Below are 14978 nucleotides of genomic sequence, written 5' to 3' on the forward strand. Positions count from 1 at the left end.
CGTCTGTCTCCTGGGCTTGTCTGGGGTCGGTGGTCCCCCGGGCGGGGGGGGGTGGCACGGGCAGGGTGAGCGTACCCCGATTGGTACGGACCGCAGCCGGGGCTGTGCGGCGGGAGGGGGCTAGCGCCAGTCGGGGAAGGTGGCGGCGTAGTCGTAGCCGCCCCCGGCCGGGGAGTCGCGGACCTCGTCGAGGTCCTCGGGCAGCAGGCTCCAGACGATGAGGTCGGTGCGGTTCTCGGTCCAGCCCGCGTCCTCGGTGCGGGTGCGTGCTATCCAGGCGCTGCGCAGGACCCCCTCGCTGACGCAGCCGGTCTTCTGGGCGACCTGCTGGGCGGCGGTGTTGTCGGCGGCGGTGCGCAGTTCCAGGCGTTCGAATTTCTGGTCGCGGAAGAGCCACTCGGCGACGGCGAGGACGGACTCGCAGGCGTAGCCCTCGCCCCGGGCCCAGGGGGCGGTCGCGTAGGCGGCCTCGGTGGCCAGGATGCGCCAGTCGGTGTTGCGGAGGTGGACGGTGCCCACGAGGCGGTGGGTGAGGAACTCGGTGACCGCAAAGACGATTCCGCGCCCGGAGGTGCGCTCGCCGGGCGCCCGGCGCAGCGCCCAGTCGCGGGCGTCGGCGGTGGTGTAGGGGTACGGGGCGGAGGTCCAGGCCGTGATGAGCTCGTCGTTCATCATCTCGGCGAGGGCGGGGATGTCTCCGGCTTCGAACGGGCGCAGCACCAGCCGGTCCGTACTGATGGAGATGTCCGGAAAGGTGGAAGTCATGCGCTGCTCCAACGCCGGGGCGGGTGGGCTCGGGGGTGTTGCGGGTGTGCTCGGGTGCACCAGCATGCAGCATCGGTGGGTGGGTACGCCAAGCGCCGGGCCCCGCGTACGGCGAATGCGTACGCGGGGCCCTGGGCCGTACGGGTCGGCCTTGATGACGAAGTGTCAGGTACCGTCAGCTCTTCGGGGCGCCGAAGGCGGGGATGACCGCGCCGTTGCTGAACTTCTCCTCGATGAACTTCTTGACCTCGTCGGAGTTGAGGAGCTTGGCGAGCTTGGCGATGCGGGGGTCGCCCTCGTTGCCCTTCTTCACGGCGAGGAAGTTCGCGTAGGGGTTGCCGTCGGCCTTCTCCAGGGCCAGGGAGTCCTTGGCCGGGTTGAGCTTGGCGCCGATGGCGAAGTTGCCGTTGATGACGGCGGCGTCCACGTCGGCCAGGCGCGAGGGGATCTGGGCGGCCTCGAGCTCGGTGAACTGCACGCCCTTCTTGTCCTCGATGTCGGAGAGCTTGGCCTCGGCGCCGACGCCGTCCTTCAGCTTGATCACGCCGTTGTCGGCGAGGAGCTTGAGGGCGCGGCCCTCGTTGGTGGCGTCGTTGGGGACGGCGATGGTGGAGCCGGAGCCCAGGTCGCCGACCTTCTTGCCCTTCTTGGAGTACAGGCCGAGCGGCTCGATCTCGACGTTGACGACGGGGACGATGTCCGTCTTGTTCTTCTTGTTGAAGTCGTCGAGGTACGGCTTGTGCTGGAAGAAGTTCGCGTCGACGTCGCCGTTCTGGGTGGCGGTGTTGGGGAGCACGTAGTCGTTGAACTCCTTCACCTCCAGGTTCAGGCCGGCGTCCTTGGCGAGCTTGTCTCTGACGAAGTTCAGGATGTCGCCGTGGGGGGTGGGGCTGGCGGCGACGACGAGCTTGGCCGCCGGGTCGGCGTCCTTGCCCTTCTTCGAGCTGCTGGAGGAGGTGTCGGAGGGGGCGCTGCAGGCGCTCAGGCCGAGGGTCAGCGCGGCGGCTGCCGCGACGGCGGCGGTGAGCTTGACGGTGGTACGCACGAAGAGTGCCTCTTTCTTGTTCTCACGAGGTGTTGCCGCCCGGCAAAGGGTCCGGGCTCGTGGGTGTGGGGGGTGGGGGCCCTGCGGGCCGCCCGGCTCAGGAGACCTTGGTGGCCTCCGCGGCCTCGGGGGCGGTGCGGGGCTTGGGGACGGCGGGGGCCCAGAGCCTGCGCAGGCCCACGGACGCGGCCTGGCGGCCGCTGCGCCGGGTCAGGCGTCGTACGGCCAGGTCGCCGGCGAGCTGGACGATCGTCACGATGGCGATGAGCAGCACGATGGTGACGTTCATCAGGCCGGTCTCGTGGCGCATGTAGCCGTAGGTGATGGCGAGGTTGCCCAGGCCGCCGCCGCCGACCGCGCCGGCCATGGCGGAGTAGCCGAGGAGGGCGATGACCGTGGTGGTCAGGCCGGCGATGAGGGAGGGCAGGGCCTGCGGGAGGAGCACCTTGAAGATCACGGTGAAGGTGCCGCCGCCCATCGACTGGGCCGCCTCGATCAGGCCGTGGTCGACCTCGCGGATCGCGGTCTCCACCAGCCGGGCGAAGAACGGCACGGCGCCGATGACGAGGGCCACGACGGCGGCGCTGGGGCCGATGGAGGTGCCGACGATCATGCGGCTGAAGGGGATCAGCCACACGAGCAGGATGATGAAGGGCAGCGACCGGCCGAGGTTCACGATCACGCCGATGACCTTGTTCACCACGACGTTCTGCAGCAGGGCGCCCCGGTCGGTGAGGACCAGCAGCAGGCCCAGCGGGATGCCGCCGACGACCGCCCAGACGGTGGACCACCACACCATGAAGAGGGTGTCGAGACAGGCGTCGCGCAGCAGCGGCTGCATCTCGGTCCAGGTCACTTGGCACCTTCCTTCAGGAGCGCGTCGGCAGGTGCCGGGGTGGTGAAGTCGGCGACGTCGACCTGCAGGCCCTGCTCGCGCAGGAAGCCGATCGGTACGACGTTCTCCTCGAAGCGGCCGGGCAGCTCGATGCGCATCCGGCCGACCTGCTTGCCGGCGACGGTGTCCATCGCGGCGCCCAGGATCGAGATGTCGATGTTGTACGTGCGGGACAGCTGGGAGATCACCGGCTGGGTGGCCGCCTCGCCGTGGAAGGTGACGTCCACGACGGTGCGGTCGGGGCCGGAGGGCTCGCCGCCGACGGGGAAGAGCTCGGCGGCGAGCTCGGAGCCGGGGGTGGCGAGGATCTCGGAGACGGTGCCGGACTCCACGACGCGGCCGCCCTTCATCAGCGCGGCGGAGTCGCAGATGGTCTTGACGACCTCCATCTCGTGGGTGATGAGGAGGACGGTCAGGCCGAGCTGCTGGTTGAGGTCGCGCAGCAGCTGGAGGATCGAGCGGGTGGTCTCCGGGTCGAGCGCGGAGGTCGACTCGTCGGAGAGCAGCACCTTGGGGTCGCCGGCCAGGGCGCGGGCGATGCCGACGCGCTGCTTCTGGCCGCCGGAGAGCTGGGCGGGGTAGGCCTTGGCCTTGTCGGCGAGGCCGACGAGGTCGAGCAGCTCGAGGGCCTTGCGCTCGCGCTCCTTGCCGGAGATGCCGAGGATCTCCAGCGGCAGCTCGATGTTGCTCTGCACCGTGCGCGAGGAGAGCAGGTTGAAGTGCTGGAAGACCATGCCGATGCGGCTGCGTGCCCGGCGCAGTTCGGCGCCCGCGCGGGGACCTCGGCCGGCCAGCGCCGTCAGGTCCTGTCCGGCGACGGTGACCGTGCCGGAGCTGGGGCGCTCCAGGAGGTTGACGCAGCGGATGAGGGTCGACTTGCCGGCGCCGCTCTGGCCGACGACGCCGTACACCTCGCCCTCACGGACGTGCAGATCGACGCCGTCGAGGGCGGTGACCTCGCGGCCGCCTGAGCGGTAGACCTTTGTCAGGCCCGTAGTGGTGATCACAGGGGTTTCCGTCACTGTCGAGTGCGCGGCGGTGGTGGTGCCGGCACGGGCATTCATTGCGGAACGCGGCATGGGAGTCCCCGGAGGGTGCGCGAAAGCGCGGTGCGGGGGAATCCTGGTGACGCGGGGCGGGTGGTCCGGCTCCGGCGGCGGTGGCCGGGGCGCGGGGTCCACGGGGTCTCGCTTCGGGGCGCGAGGCTACAGAACGGGGGCCCTCAGCGGTCACACATTCGACACATGCAACGAGCAGCACCGGGCGTCGTCATCGCCTCGGTCGCAAGGGTGCGGGTGCTCGTCGTGGTCATGCGGGCAAGTAAAACAGAAGTGCGTGCGAATCGGCCAAGCCTGTCCGAATGTCGGACATCGATGATCACCTGGTGGACAGGCGGGGCCGCGGGCGGCCCGCCCGCACCGGACGATTAAAGTCGTCCCATGCCTGTCACGTCCCATTCGCCCGCCCGCGCCGCCGGGGGGTCACGGTGATCGGCGCGCTGACGCTCGCGGCCGGTCTGGCCGCCCTCGCGCTCGCCGCCTGGTGCGGCTTCGCCTTCTCGCGCGACCAGCCCACCAAGGACTGGCACTTCATCGGCATGGCCGTGGTGACGGTGCTGGTGCTGGTGCAGCTGGTCATCGGCGTGGTGCGGCTGGCCGGCGGCGACGAGCCCGCGCAGGGCACGGCCATCTTCGTGGCCTATCTGCTCGGCGCGGCCGCTGCGGTGCCGGCGGCGGGCTTCATGTCACTGGCCGAGCGGACCCGCTGGGGCTCGGCCACCGTGGCGGCGGGCGCCGTCATCCTGGCCGTGCTCGAGGTGCGGCTGTACGACATCTGGGGAGGCTGACCGTGTCCGAACCCACGACGCCCGGGAAGGGGTCCGGGGCCGCCTTCGACCTCGGCCAGGGGCCCGGCCGCCTGCTGGTCTGGCTGTACGGCGTGTTCACCGTCGCCGCGGCCTCGCGCTCGATCGTGCAGATGATCCTGGACTTCGGCCGGGCGCCGCTGGCCTATGTGCTGTCGGCCGCCGCCGCGCTGGTGTACGCCTTCATCACGTACTCCCTGGTGCGCGGCGGCGAATCGGCCCGCAAGGCGGCGCTGGTGTGCTGCGCCGCCGAGCTGGCCGGCGTCCTGATCGTGGGCACCTGGACGCTTCTCGAGCCGTCCGCCTTCCCCGACGCGACGGTCTGGTCCGACTACGGCATGGGCTATCTGTTCATCCCCGTGATCCTGCCGGTGACCGCCATGGTCTGGCTGCGCCGGGCGGAACGCTGAGGGGAGCGCGACCGCAGGAGGCTCAGGCGCTCGCCACGAAGGCGGGCGCCGCTTCCTTTTCCAGGGTGATCAGGGTCAGGGTGCGCGAGATCTGCTCGGTATGGGTGGGCTGGTAACCCCTGTTGCGGTAGAGACGCAGATTGACCTCGCTGCGCTGGCCGGTGGCGAGCCGGTACCGCTTGGCGGACCACTCCCCCGCCAGCTGCTCCTCGATCGCGGCGAGCAGCCGCCCGCCCAGACCGTGCCGCCGCATCCGCGGGTGCACGATGAGCCCGGTGATCACGGCGGTTCCCGCACCGTCGACCGTGCCGCGCACCGAGCCGACGACCTCCTCGCCGAGCCGGGCCACGAGCACGCAGCCGCCGCCCAGTTCGGCGCGCAGGTCGTCGAGGGTCTGGGTGAGGGGGTCGATGGAGTAGTCGCCGTAGAGCTCGGCCTCGCTCTGATAGCAGAGGTACTGGAGTTTGAGGATCTGCTCGGCATCGTTCCCGGCCGCGGCCGAGATGGTCACGCTCATGCCCATGTGCGCCTGCCTCCCCTGGTGGGTTGCCTATCGCTCCTTTCCCCCGGGTCAAGGAGCCGCAATCTCTGCCATGAGCATTCTGCGCAGGCATCCCAGGCAACGGGAACGTACGGGTCCCAAAGATCCTTGTGACATTCCCAACTTCCCTGCGATTTCCCGGTAGGTCGGGTCGTTGCCGGACAGCAGGGCGGCCAGCAGCCTGGGGCAGCGGCCCGGCAGACGGCGTACGGCGGCGCGGAGCTCACGGCCCGCTTCGGCGTCCAGGACCGCTTGTTCGACGCCGGGCCCGTCCCCGGCCGGCGGCTGTGCGGTCGGATCGTACGGCACCTCCCGGCGCGCCCGGCGGCGGGCGGCGCGGGCCTCGGCGCGCACGGTGGCCCGTAACCGGGCGGCGGAGACGGCGGTGCGGCCGTCGCTCAGCAGCCGCAGCCAGACGGACTGTTCGAGATCGGCGGCGTCGAGCCCGCCGGCCGCGGCCGCCTCGGCGGCGCACTCGGCCTCGAGCAGGGGGCCGAGCCGCGTCAGGAGATCGCTGTGCGTCATGCGGTCGGGGACGTCGTCCCCTCCCCCGCCGGTTTCCCCCTCACCCGGCAATCACCCGTACGGGGCGGGCCGCGGCCGGCCCGCCCCGTACAGCGAGGACGTCGTGCGTCAGCGCTTGAGGTAGGCGTCCCGCGCGAGCGCCGCCGTGTCGGGGTTGTCCGAGAAGATGCCGTCGATGCCGGTCGCGAAGTACGTGTTGAACGCGCCGAACGCGTCACCGTAGGCGTTCGGGTCGCTGCCGCGCCGGAAGTCGGCCGGCAGGAAGCTGTTCTCGTTGCGCATCGTGTACGGGTGCAGGATCAGCCCGGCGGCGTGCGCGTCGCGCACCAGCGCGGTCGGCTTGGTGAGCTTGTCGTTCTTGTCCCGGGGGATGATCAGGTTCAGCCACGGGCCGATGCCCTGGGCGAAGCCGGAGACCCACTTCAGACCCTTGGGCGTGATCAGGTCGGCGACCGTGCGCGGGTCCTTCGCCTCGGTGAAGTCCCAGGGCCGGGTGGTGAGGTCGTCCAGCAGCAGGACCTTGGGGCAGTCGACGCCGAGCCTGTTCAGCCGCTGGAGGCTGCTGGGCTCGAAGGACTGTACGAAGGTGTAGCCGTTGCGGCCGGAGCGCCCGTAGCGGCGCAGCAGCTTGGCCAGGCGCTCCTCCAGGCCGAGGCCGGCCTTGCGGAAGTAGGTGGGGTGCTTGGTCTCGACGTGCAGCCAGATCCGGCGTCCGCGCTTGCGGCCCTGCTCCTCGGCCCACTTGAGGACCTCTTCGAAGGTGGGCACCTGCCAGCGGCCGTCGTAGAGGGTGTTGTGCTGGCGGGTGGCGGGGATGCGCTCCTTGGCCCGGAGCGTCTTCAGCTCGGCGAGGGTGAAGTCCTCGGTGAACCAGCCGGTGTGGGCCTCGCCGTCGACGGTCTTGGTCGTCTTGCGGGAGGCGAACTCCGGGCGGGAGGCGACGTCGGTGGTGCCGGTGATGTCGTTCTCGTGACGGCACACCAGGTGTCCGTCCTTGGTGGGCACGAGGTCCTGCTCGATGACGTCCGCGCCGTTGTCCAGGGCGAACTGGTAGGAGCCGAGGGTGTGCTCGGGCCGGGAGCCGCTGCAGCCGCGGTGGCCTATGACGGTCGGCACCGGCAGGTCCTTGTACGAACCTCCCCGGCCGCCGCGCTCCGTCGTCGTCCCTGCCGCCATCGCCGGTGCCGCCCCGCCGCCGAGGACGGCCGCTCCCGCGCCGAGGGCCGCCGCGGCCCCCAGCACCGTGCGCCTGCCCGGCCGCTGCTCCTGCTGCATGAACTCTCCTCGTTGCATTGTGTTGCGCTGGCCGGGCGATCGTATGCATGTACGACTGCCCGGTTGAAGAACGGAAACGGAACGGAGTGAAAAGTCACGTCAACACTCTGTTTCGAGTCGGTCAACCCCATGTGCACAGGGTGGGTACCCGCGAGTATCGTCACGACCGCGCCCTGCGCGCCTGACCGAACACCACGACCGGAGGGTCCGTTGTCCCGCATCTTGCTCAAGGCGTTCCTCGGATTGCTCATGCGTGTCCTGTACCGTCCGACGGTCCAGGGAGCCGAGCACATCGCCGGCAGCGGGCCCGTGATCCTGGCCGGAAACCACACCACGTTCATCGACTCGCTGTTCCTGGCCCTGGTCGTCAAGCGGCAGGTGTTCTTCATCGGCAAGGACGAGTACGTCACGGGCAAGGGCATCAAGGGCCGGCTGATGGCGTGGTTCTTCGGCGCCTCTGGCATGATCCCGGTCGACCGGGACGGCGGCAACGGCGGTGTGGCCGCGCTGATGACGGGCCGCCGGGTGCTGGAGGAGGGCAAGGTCTTCGGCATCTACCCGGAGGGCACCCGCTCCCCCGACGGCCGTCTGTACCGCGGCCGTACCGGCATCGCCCGCCTCGCGCTGATGACGGGCGCGCCGGTGGTGCCGTTCGCGATGATCGGCACCGAGAAGGTCCAGCCGAGCGGCAAGGGCATCCCGCGCATCGCGCCGGTGACGGTGCGCTTCGGCGAGCCGCTGGACTTCTCCCGCTACGAGGGCATGGACCGCGACCGCTATGTGCTGCGGGCCGTCACCGACGAGGTGATGAGCGATGTGATGCGCCTGTCGGGCCAGGAGTACGTGGACATGTACGCCACCAAGGCCAAGGCGGCCTGACAGGGATCGCACCGCCCCGGGAGGCTCAGGCCCCGCCGAGGCAGCGGGGCTGGAACGCCGGGTCGGCCGGGCCCTTGCGGCCCAGTGCGTTGAGCACCCACTGCGCGACGACCGGGTCCTTGGTGGCCTGGTCGTGCATGTAGAGGTCGAGCGGGCACTTGTCCTGCAGGACGACGTTGGTCAGGCGCTCGGCCGGTCCGGTGAGCAGGGCGCTGGTGTAGGGGATGACCACCTCGTCGTACCGGGTGGTGACGACCGTGTAGTCCGGGCCGGCGGGCGTCTCGTCGCCCTCGTTGAGCTTCTTCAGCAGGTCGGAGCCGACCTGCTGGTCCACGCACGAGGGGCAGAAGGTCCAGCCCGCCGGGATGGCGAGCGGGTTCTTCGTGCCGTGGTTGGAGGGGACGATGCCCACGAGGTCGTCGACCTTGTCCGCGCCGCCGAGGAACTTCACGTAGTAGCGCGGCAGCATGCCGCCCTGGCTGTGGCCGACGATGTCGACCTTCTCCGCGCCCGTCGCGCCGCGCACGGCCTCGACGAAGTCCTTGAGTTCGGCGGCGCCCTGCGGGATGGGGGCGGTCTCCATCTTCCCGTAGTTGAAGGCGAAGACGCAGTAGCCCTCCTCCTTGAGCTTCGGGGAGAGCTTGGCCCAGTTCTCGACCATCAGCTTGAACGTGCCGTTGACCAGCACGACCGGCTGCGGATGCGCCGAATCCGGCTTGCAGGACCAGTCGTTGGCGCCCTTGGGCGGGATGTCCAGGGGCGAGGCGGAGGCCGGGGAGGCGTTGAGCCCCATGAGGCTCAGGGCGGCGGTGGCCGCGGCGGCGACCAGGAACCGTGCAGTGGTGCGCAGACGCATGGTGTGGGGATTCCTTTGAACACGGCGTCCGACCACGGGACGCCCTCGTCCGAACCACGTTCGACAATGTCGACCGGTGGCGTGATGTTCTCCGGTGCGTCAGGACCGCGTCAAGACGGTTACTCGCCGGTAAAATTCACAGGGCCCGGGGCTTGCCAGCCCCGGGCCCTGTGCGGTTTGCTGCTCATTCGAGCCGCGCCCGGCTCAGCCGCCGTACCCTTCCTCCAGCCGTTGGCCGCGCAGCAGGCGCCAGGCCGCCACCGCCGTGACCAGCAGCACCACGGCCCCGACGCCGGAGGCGATCCGCATCCCCTCGACGAACGCGTCCTGGGCCGAGGCCAGCAGCGCCCCGCCGGTGTCCGCCGGCAGGGTGCCCGCCGATTCGACCGCGCCGCCCAGGGATTCCTGGGCCGCGGCCGCCTGGGCCGCCGGGACCCCCGCGGGAACGGCGAAGTCGCGGTAGACGCCGGTGACGATCGAGCCCAGCAGCGCGATGCCGAGCGCGGCACCGAGCTCGTAGGCCGTCTCGGAGACCGCCGAGGCCGAGCCCGCCTGCTCCTTGGGCACGCTGGAGAGGATCACATCGGCGGTGACGGTGAACGAGAAGCCCGCCCCCACGCCGACGACCAGCAGCACCGTGCCGAGCACGGGGTAGGAGGTGTCGGTCTCCAGCCCGACGAGGACCGCCAGCGCCAGGCCGATCGCCGCCAGCCCGCCGGCCACCACCGACCGCACCGACCAGCGCCGGGCGGCCTGCCCCGCCAGCAGACCGGCCGTCACCGCGCCGATCGCCGCGGGCAGCTCCGCGAGCCCCGCCTCCAGGGGGCTGCGGTCCTGCACCAGCTGGAGGAACTGGGACAGGAAGAAGACCATCCCGGACAGGCCCAGCACGGTCAGCAGGTCCGCCATGACCGCGCCCGAGAAGCCCCGGTGATGGAAGAGCCGCATGTTCAGCAGCGGCGAGTCCAGGGTGAGCTGACGCCGCACGAACCACGTCAACGCCCCCGCGCCCACCGCGGCCACCAGGGCGATCTGCCAGGTCGGGCCGTGCGTGGCACCTTCCTTGATCGCGTAGACGACGGCGATGATGCCCACCATCGACAGCACCACGCTGAGCAGGTCCCAGGGCCCCGGCGCGGGGTCGCGGGACTCGGGCAGCAGCTTGATGCCGACGAGGACGAGCACGGCCATGACCGGCAGGTTGATCAGGAAGACCGACCCCCACCAGAACTTCTCCAGCAGGAACCCGCCCACGACCGGGCCCACGGCCGCACCGGCGGAGGCCATGGCACCCCAGATGCCGATGGCCAGGCTGCGCTCCCTGGGGTCGTGGAAGATGTTGCGGATGAGGGCGAGGGTGGACGGCATCAGCGTCGCGCCCGCCACGCCCAGCAGCGCCCGGGCGGCGATCATCATCTCGGGGCTGGTCGCATAGGCGTTGAGCACCGAGACCGCGCCGAACGCCACCGCGCCGGTCAGCAGCAGCTTCTTGCGGCCGATGCGGTCGCCGAGGCTGCCCATGGAGACGAGCAGACCGGCGATGACGAAGGAGTAGACGTCGCCGATCCACAGCAGCTGGGTGCCGGTCGGCTGCAGGTCCTCGCTGAGGAACGGCGTCGCCAGACCCAGCACGGTGGCGTCGACGGCGACGAGCAGCACGGCCAGCGCGAGCACGGCCAGCGCGAGCCAGCGCCCCGGACGCGGCGGCTGGACCTCTTCCCGCTCGCCCGGCCGGGGGGTGGTCATCTCGCTGCTCACCGCTCCATCCTCCGCTGTGCGCCGCCGAGCAGCAGCTCGGCGACCATGCGGCTGATGTCCTTGGCGGCCACCCGGCCGTCGTGCACGGCCCAGGCCCCGGTGCCGATCAGCCCGTACAGGGCCTCGGTGAGCCAGGCGGGTGACAGGTCGATCCGGAAGGCGCCTTCCTCCTGGCCCCGGAGGAACAGGGCGTGGACACGGGCGTCGAGCCGGTTCCAGCCCTCGTTGGTCCCGCCCTCGTAGAGCTGGTTCTCGGAGAAGAGGAAGGCGAGCATCGCGGCGATGGGCTCGGCCTCGGCGACCAGCCGGCGCACGGCCTCGGAGGCGTCGCCCTCGTCCACCCGCGCCGCGTCCAGAGCGCGCCCGAAGAGCTCGATGCCGAGGTCCTCCAGGGCGCGCACGAGCGCGTCACGCCCGGCGAAGTGGCGGTGGAGGGTGGCGCGGCTGATGCCGGCGGCCTTGGCGATCTCATCCATCGAGGCGGTCGACTTGCGGGTGAGCAGGGCCGCAGCTGCTCTCAGGACACGTTCACGATCGAGGCTCATGAGACGACGATAACCCGAATGAGACGTTGATGTCTCACTCGGGTTATCGTCGTCTCACTTACGACGGGTCGTCGTCAGCCGCGTCGCTGGTCCGACCACTCCCGCTGGAGGGCCAGGTCCGCCTTGACCTCCTGCAGCTGCACCGCCACGGCGGAGGGGGCCGTACCGCCCCGGCCGCTGCGGGACGCGAGCGCGCCCGGCACGCTGAGGACCGTGCGGACCTCGGGGGTCAGATGGGCGGAGATCGCCTCGAACTGCTCGTCGGTCAGCTCGTCCAGCTCGATGCCCCGCGTCTCGCACTCCTTGACGCACTCGCCGGCGACCTCGTGCGCCACCCGGAAGGGCACGCCCTGCTTGACCAGCCACTCGGCGATGTCGGTGGCCAGCGAGAAGCCGGCGGGGGCCAGCTCCTCCATCCGCTCGCGGTGGACCGTGAGGGTCGCCATCATCCCGGTGAAGGCCGGCAGCAGGACCTCCAGCTGGTCGCAGGAGTCGAAGACCGGCTCCTTGTCCTCCTGCAGATCGCGGTTGTACGCCAGCGGCAGGGCCTTGAGCGTGGCCATCAGACCGGTGAGGTTGCCGATCAGCCGGCCCGACTTGCCGCGCGCCAGCTCGGCGATGTCGGGGTTCTTCTTCTGCGGCATGATCGAGGAGCCGGTGGAGAAGGCGTCGTGGAGGGTCACGAAGGAGAACTCCTTCGTGTTCCAGATGATGACCTCCTCGGCGATGCGCGACAGGTCGACGCCGATCATCGCCGCGATGAAGGCGAACTCCGCGACGAAGTCGCGCGAGGCCGTGCCGTCGATGGAGTTGCCCGCCGAGCCCCGCTCGAAGCCGAGGTCGGCGGCGACCGCCTCAGGGTCCAGCCCCAGGGAGGACCCGGCGAGCGCCCCCGAACCGTACGGAGAGACCGCCGTGCGCTCGTCCCACTGCCGCAGCCGCTCCGCGTCCCGGGACAGCGCCTGGACGTGGGCGAGCACATGGTGGGCGAAGAGGACGGGCTGGGCGTGCTGCAGGTGCGTACGCCCGGGCATGGCCACGTCCGGGTGGGCCTCGGCGAGGCCGACGAGCGCCTCCTGGAGGTCGGCGATCAGGCCGCCGATGATCCGTGCGTGGTCGCGCAGGTACATCCGGAAGAGCGTGGCGACCTGGTCGTTGCGGGACCGCCCGGCACGCAGCTTGCCGCCGAGGTCGGGGCCGAGCCGCTCCAGCAGCCCCCGCTCGAGGGCGGTGTGCACGTCCTCGTCGGCGACGGTGCCGGTGAACGTGCCGGCCGCGACGTCGGCCTCGAGCAGCCCGAGGCCCTCGATCATGCGCGTGAGCTCGTCGTCCGTCAGCAGCCCGGCCTTGTGCAGCACGCGCGCGTGGGCCCGGGAGCCGGCGATGTCGTAGGGGGCGAGCCGCCAGTCGAAGTGGACGGAGGCCGAGAGCTTGGCGAGGGCCTCGGCCGGTCCGTCCGCGAACCGGCCGCCCCACAGGCGTACGTCCTGCTGCTGCCCGCTCATGCGAGGTCCCGCTTGGCGGCGATCTTCGAGGACAGGCCGAAGATCTCGATGAAGCCCTTGGACATGGACTGGTCGAAGGTGTCGCCGGTGTCGTAGGTGGCGAGGTTGAAGTCGTAGAGCGACTGCTCGGACTTCCGGCCCGTCACGACCGCCCGGCCGCCGTGCAGGGTCATCCGGATGTCGCCGGAGACATGCTCGTTGGCCTCGGCGATGAAGCCGTCCAGGGCCCGCTTGAGCGGGGAGAACCACAGGCCGTCGTAGACCAGCTCGGTCCACCGCTGCTCGACGCCCCGCTTGTACCGGGCGAGCTCGCGCTCGACGGTGACGGCCTCCAGCTCCTGGTGGGCGGTGATCAGCGCGATGGCGCCGGGCGCCTCGTAGATCTCCCGGGACTTGATGCCGACCAGCCGGTCCTCGACCATGTCCAGCCGCCCGACGCCCTGGGCGCCGGCCCGCTCGTTGAGCTGCTGAATGGCCTGCAGGACGCTGACGGGCCTGCCGTCGAGGGCCACCGGGACGCCCTGCTCGAAGGTGATGACCACCTCGTCGGCCTCCCGGGGGGTGGCCGGGTTGGCGGTGTAGTCGTAGACGTCCTCGATCGGCGCGTTCCAGATGTCCTCGAGGAACCCGGTCTCCACGGCCCGCCCGAAGACGTTCTGGTCGATGGAGTACGGCGACTTCTTGGTCGTCGCGATCGGCAGGCCCTTGGCCTCGCAGAAGGCGATGGCCTTGTCCCGGGTCATGGCGTAGTCCCGGACGGGCGCGATGCACTTCAGCTCGGGGGCGAGCGAGGAGATGCCCGCCTCGAACCGCACCTGGTCGTTGCCCTTGCCGGTGCAGCCGTGGGCGACGGTGGTCGCGCCGTGCTTCTTGGCGGCGGCCACGAGGTGCTTGACGATCGTGGGCCGCGAGAGGGCGGAGACCAGCGGGTACCGGTCCATGTACAGGGCGTTGGCCTTGATCGCCGGGAGGCAGTACTCCTCGGCGAACTCGTCCTTGGCGTCGGCGACCTCCGCCTCCACCGCACCGCAGGCGAGCGCGCGCTTGCGAATGACGTCCAGGTCCTCGCCGCCCTGGCCGACATCCACGGCGACGGCGATGACCTCGGCGCCCGTCTCCTCGGCGATCCAGCCGATGGCGACGGAGGTGTCAAGGCCGCCGGAGTAGGCGAGTACGACGCGCTCGGTCACGGTTCCTCCTTACGGTGCTGCATGTACTGGTAGGCATAACTATGCAGTGCGCCGTATGTTTCGTCAATAGCTCGTGGGGGTGAACGTCGGCCCCCGGGTCCCCGCGCAGGCCGCACGTCCAGCACGCTGGGCACATGTCATGGCCGCTCGACGCCCTCGTCAGCACGTTCCACGCCATCTGCGAGCGCCAAGGGGGCATCAAGATCGATGTGGTGGGCGACCGGATCGTCATCTCGATGCGGACAGAGGTCCACTGCCACACTGACTTCGCCGTCCAGGAGGCGGTAATTGCAGCAGGCCTGGTCGGCGAACGGGTGCTGTCCAATGTGCTGATCGAGTTCCCGGGGGAGGCCCCCCGCGTACCGGACGTGTCGATCCTCCGGGGCGGCCGACCCGAGGAGCCCTACTCGTACAAGGACCTCCTGGCCGCTGTCGAGATCGTCTCCACGAAGCACGACAGGTACGACTTCACGCTCAAGGAGGAGCAGTACGCCCGCTTCGGCGTCCCAGCGTTTCTGGTCATCGACCCGTTCCGGGGCGAGTGCGACCTGCTCACCCGTCCCGTCGACGGCAGGTACGCCAGCCGCAAGCTGTCCAAGTACGGAGACGTGATCCACCTCCGGCTGGCCGACGGCAGCGAGATCGACATCCCCACGGACACCTTCGACCGGAGGAAGTAACCACCCCCGATTTGGATCAAAGCGCGGAACAGGATATTTTCTTCCTGCACGCCCCACCGGGAAGAAACGCCCGGAGGGAACGTCGCACCGGGACGTGGCGCAGCTTGGTAGCGCACTTGACTGGGGGTCAAGGGGTCGTGGGTTCAAATCCCGCCGTCCCGACGGTGAAGTAAAGGTCGGCCGCCCGAGGGTTTCCTCGGGCGGCCGGCCTGTTTTGGTGCACCCGTACGGCCGCCTCCCCGGTG

The 14978-nt window shown here is 70.4% G+C and carries 16 protein-coding genes and 1 tRNA gene; 5 read left to right on the forward strand and 12 right to left on the reverse strand.

Annotated features, from left to right (window positions below):
* Positions 1 to 120: 120 nt before the first annotated feature.
* The 4 genes from ACIGXW_RS28770 to ACIGXW_RS28785 all read right to left on the reverse strand — a co-directional run bounded on the left by ACIGXW_RS28770 (position 121) and on the right by ACIGXW_RS28785 (position 3712).
* A complete protein-coding gene (locus ACIGXW_RS28770; RefSeq protein WP_399575644.1) occupies positions 121 to 765 on the reverse strand; it encodes a GNAT family N-acetyltransferase in 645 nt (214 codons plus the stop codon).
* A gap of 175 nt (positions 766 to 940) precedes the next feature.
* Complete coding sequence (locus ACIGXW_RS28775; protein WP_399575647.1) at positions 941 to 1810, reverse strand: MetQ/NlpA family ABC transporter substrate-binding protein; 870 nt, start codon at positions 1808 to 1810, stop codon at positions 941 to 943.
* A gap of 97 nt (positions 1811 to 1907) precedes the next feature.
* A complete protein-coding gene (locus ACIGXW_RS28780) occupies positions 1908 to 2666 on the reverse strand; it encodes a methionine ABC transporter permease (RefSeq protein WP_399575649.1) in 759 nt (252 codons plus the stop codon).
* Positions 2663 to 3712, reverse strand: coding sequence for an ATP-binding cassette domain-containing protein (locus tag ACIGXW_RS28785; RefSeq protein WP_071965248.1), 1050 nt, complete (start codon positions 3710 to 3712; stop codon positions 2663 to 2665). Before ACIGXW_RS28785 ends, ACIGXW_RS28780 begins: the two co-directional genes overlap by 4 nt.
* Positions 3713 to 4191: 479 nt before the next feature.
* Between ACIGXW_RS28785 and ACIGXW_RS28790 the strand changes: the two genes are divergently transcribed.
* On the forward strand, positions 4192 to 4551 hold the full coding sequence (locus ACIGXW_RS28790; protein ID WP_071965247.1) for a hypothetical protein: 360 nt from the start codon (positions 4192 to 4194) through the stop codon (positions 4549 to 4551).
* Between the two features lie 2 nt (positions 4552 to 4553).
* A complete protein-coding gene (locus tag ACIGXW_RS28795; RefSeq protein WP_399575650.1) occupies positions 4554 to 4979 on the forward strand; it encodes a hypothetical protein in 426 nt (141 codons plus the stop codon).
* Positions 4980 to 5001: 22 nt separating this feature from the next.
* On the opposite strand, the gene ACIGXW_RS28800 is transcribed toward ACIGXW_RS28795, so the two are convergent.
* The 3 genes from ACIGXW_RS28800 to ACIGXW_RS28810 all read right to left on the reverse strand — a co-directional run bounded on the left by ACIGXW_RS28800 (position 5002) and on the right by ACIGXW_RS28810 (position 7320).
* Positions 5002 to 5502 carry a GNAT family N-acetyltransferase gene (locus ACIGXW_RS28800; protein ID WP_071965246.1) on the reverse strand — a complete coding sequence of 167 codons (501 nt, stop codon included), beginning with the start codon at positions 5500 to 5502 and terminating at the stop codon, positions 5002 to 5004.
* Between the two features lie 48 nt (positions 5503 to 5550).
* Positions 5551 to 6045, reverse strand: coding sequence for a sigma-70 family RNA polymerase sigma factor (locus ACIGXW_RS28805; RefSeq protein WP_399575652.1), 495 nt, complete (start codon positions 6043 to 6045; stop codon positions 5551 to 5553).
* A gap of 108 nt (positions 6046 to 6153) precedes the next feature.
* Positions 6154 to 7320, reverse strand: coding sequence for a glycerophosphodiester phosphodiesterase (locus tag ACIGXW_RS28810; RefSeq protein ID WP_399575654.1), 1167 nt, complete (start codon positions 7318 to 7320; stop codon positions 6154 to 6156).
* 210 nt (positions 7321 to 7530) lie between these two features.
* Here ACIGXW_RS28810 and ACIGXW_RS28815 point away from each other — a divergent pair, with 210 nt between their 5' ends.
* On the forward strand, positions 7531 to 8199 hold the full coding sequence (locus ACIGXW_RS28815; RefSeq protein ID WP_399575656.1) for a lysophospholipid acyltransferase family protein: 669 nt from the start codon (positions 7531 to 7533) through the stop codon (positions 8197 to 8199).
* Between the two features lie 25 nt (positions 8200 to 8224).
* On the opposite strand, the gene ACIGXW_RS28820 is transcribed toward ACIGXW_RS28815, so the two are convergent.
* The 5 genes from ACIGXW_RS28820 to ACIGXW_RS28840 form a co-directional block, all read right to left on the reverse strand.
* Complete coding sequence (locus ACIGXW_RS28820; protein ID WP_399575657.1) at positions 8225 to 9055, reverse strand: alpha/beta fold hydrolase; 831 nt, start codon at positions 9053 to 9055, stop codon at positions 8225 to 8227.
* Between the two features lie 204 nt (positions 9056 to 9259).
* Positions 9260 to 10801 (reverse strand): MFS transporter, encoded by a 1542-nt coding sequence (locus ACIGXW_RS28825; protein ID WP_399575924.1) that lies wholly within the window; start codon positions 10799 to 10801, stop codon positions 9260 to 9262.
* An 8-nt stretch (positions 10802 to 10809) separates the two neighbouring features.
* Positions 10810 to 11358 (reverse strand): helix-turn-helix domain-containing protein, encoded by a 549-nt coding sequence (locus tag ACIGXW_RS28830; protein ID WP_360911759.1) that lies wholly within the window; start codon positions 11356 to 11358, stop codon positions 10810 to 10812.
* Between the two features lie 74 nt (positions 11359 to 11432).
* Positions 11433 to 12863, reverse strand: coding sequence for an argininosuccinate lyase (gene argH / locus ACIGXW_RS28835; RefSeq protein WP_399575658.1), 1431 nt, complete (start codon positions 12861 to 12863; stop codon positions 11433 to 11435).
* Positions 12860 to 14053 carry an argininosuccinate synthase gene (locus ACIGXW_RS28840; RefSeq protein WP_071965557.1) on the reverse strand — a complete coding sequence of 398 codons (1194 nt, stop codon included), beginning with the start codon at positions 14051 to 14053 and terminating at the stop codon, positions 12860 to 12862. The genes argH and ACIGXW_RS28840 overlap by 4 nt, the downstream gene beginning before the upstream one ends.
* 134 nt (positions 14054 to 14187) lie before the next feature.
* On the opposite strand from ACIGXW_RS28840, the gene ACIGXW_RS28845 reads away from it, so the two are divergent.
* Both ACIGXW_RS28845 and ACIGXW_RS28850 read left to right on the forward strand, forming a co-directional pair.
* Positions 14188 to 14733 carry a Uma2 family endonuclease gene (locus ACIGXW_RS28845; RefSeq protein WP_399575659.1) on the forward strand — a complete coding sequence of 182 codons (546 nt, stop codon included), beginning with the start codon at positions 14188 to 14190 and terminating at the stop codon, positions 14731 to 14733.
* 88 nt (positions 14734 to 14821) lie between these two features.
* A tRNA-Pro gene (locus tag ACIGXW_RS28850) sits at positions 14822 to 14895 on the forward strand.
* Positions 14896 to 14978: the final 83 nt, after the last annotated feature.

Origin of the sequence: Streptomyces sp. NPDC053079 (assembly GCF_044546695.1) — a bacterium.
GTDB lineage: Bacteria > Actinomycetota > Actinomycetes > Streptomycetales > Streptomycetaceae > Streptomyces.

Bases quoted from the DNA above. Each gene is read 5' to 3' on its own strand.
- ACIGXW_RS28800 (WP_071965246.1), bottom strand. From the start codon at position 5,502: ATGGGCATGAGCGTGACCATCTCGGCCGCGGCCGGGAACGATGCCGAG.
- ACIGXW_RS28825 (WP_399575924.1), bottom strand. From the start codon at position 10,801: ATGACCACCCCCCGGCCGGGCGAGCGGGAAGAGGTCCAGCCGCCGCGT.
- ACIGXW_RS28820 (WP_399575657.1), bottom strand. From the start codon at position 9,055: ATGCGTCTGCGCACCACTGCACGGTTCCTGGTCGCCGCCGCGGCCACC.
- ACIGXW_RS28770 (WP_399575644.1), bottom strand. From the start codon at position 765: ATGACTTCCACCTTTCCGGACATCTCCATCAGTACGGACCGGCTGGTG.
- ACIGXW_RS28805 (WP_399575652.1), bottom strand. From the start codon at position 6,045: ATGACGCACAGCGATCTCCTGACGCGGCTCGGCCCCCTGCTCGAGGCC.
- ACIGXW_RS28830 (WP_360911759.1), bottom strand. From the start codon at position 11,358: ATGAGCCTCGATCGTGAACGTGTCCTGAGAGCAGCTGCGGCCCTGCTC.
- ACIGXW_RS28810 (WP_399575654.1), bottom strand. From the start codon at position 7,320: ATGCAGCAGGAGCAGCGGCCGGGCAGGCGCACGGTGCTGGGGGCCGCG.
- ACIGXW_RS28845 (WP_399575659.1), top strand. From the start codon at position 14,188: ATGTCATGGCCGCTCGACGCCCTCGTCAGCACGTTCCACGCCATCTGC.
- argH (WP_399575658.1), bottom strand. From the start codon at position 12,863: ATGAGCGGGCAGCAGCAGGACGTACGCCTGTGGGGCGGCCGGTTCGCG.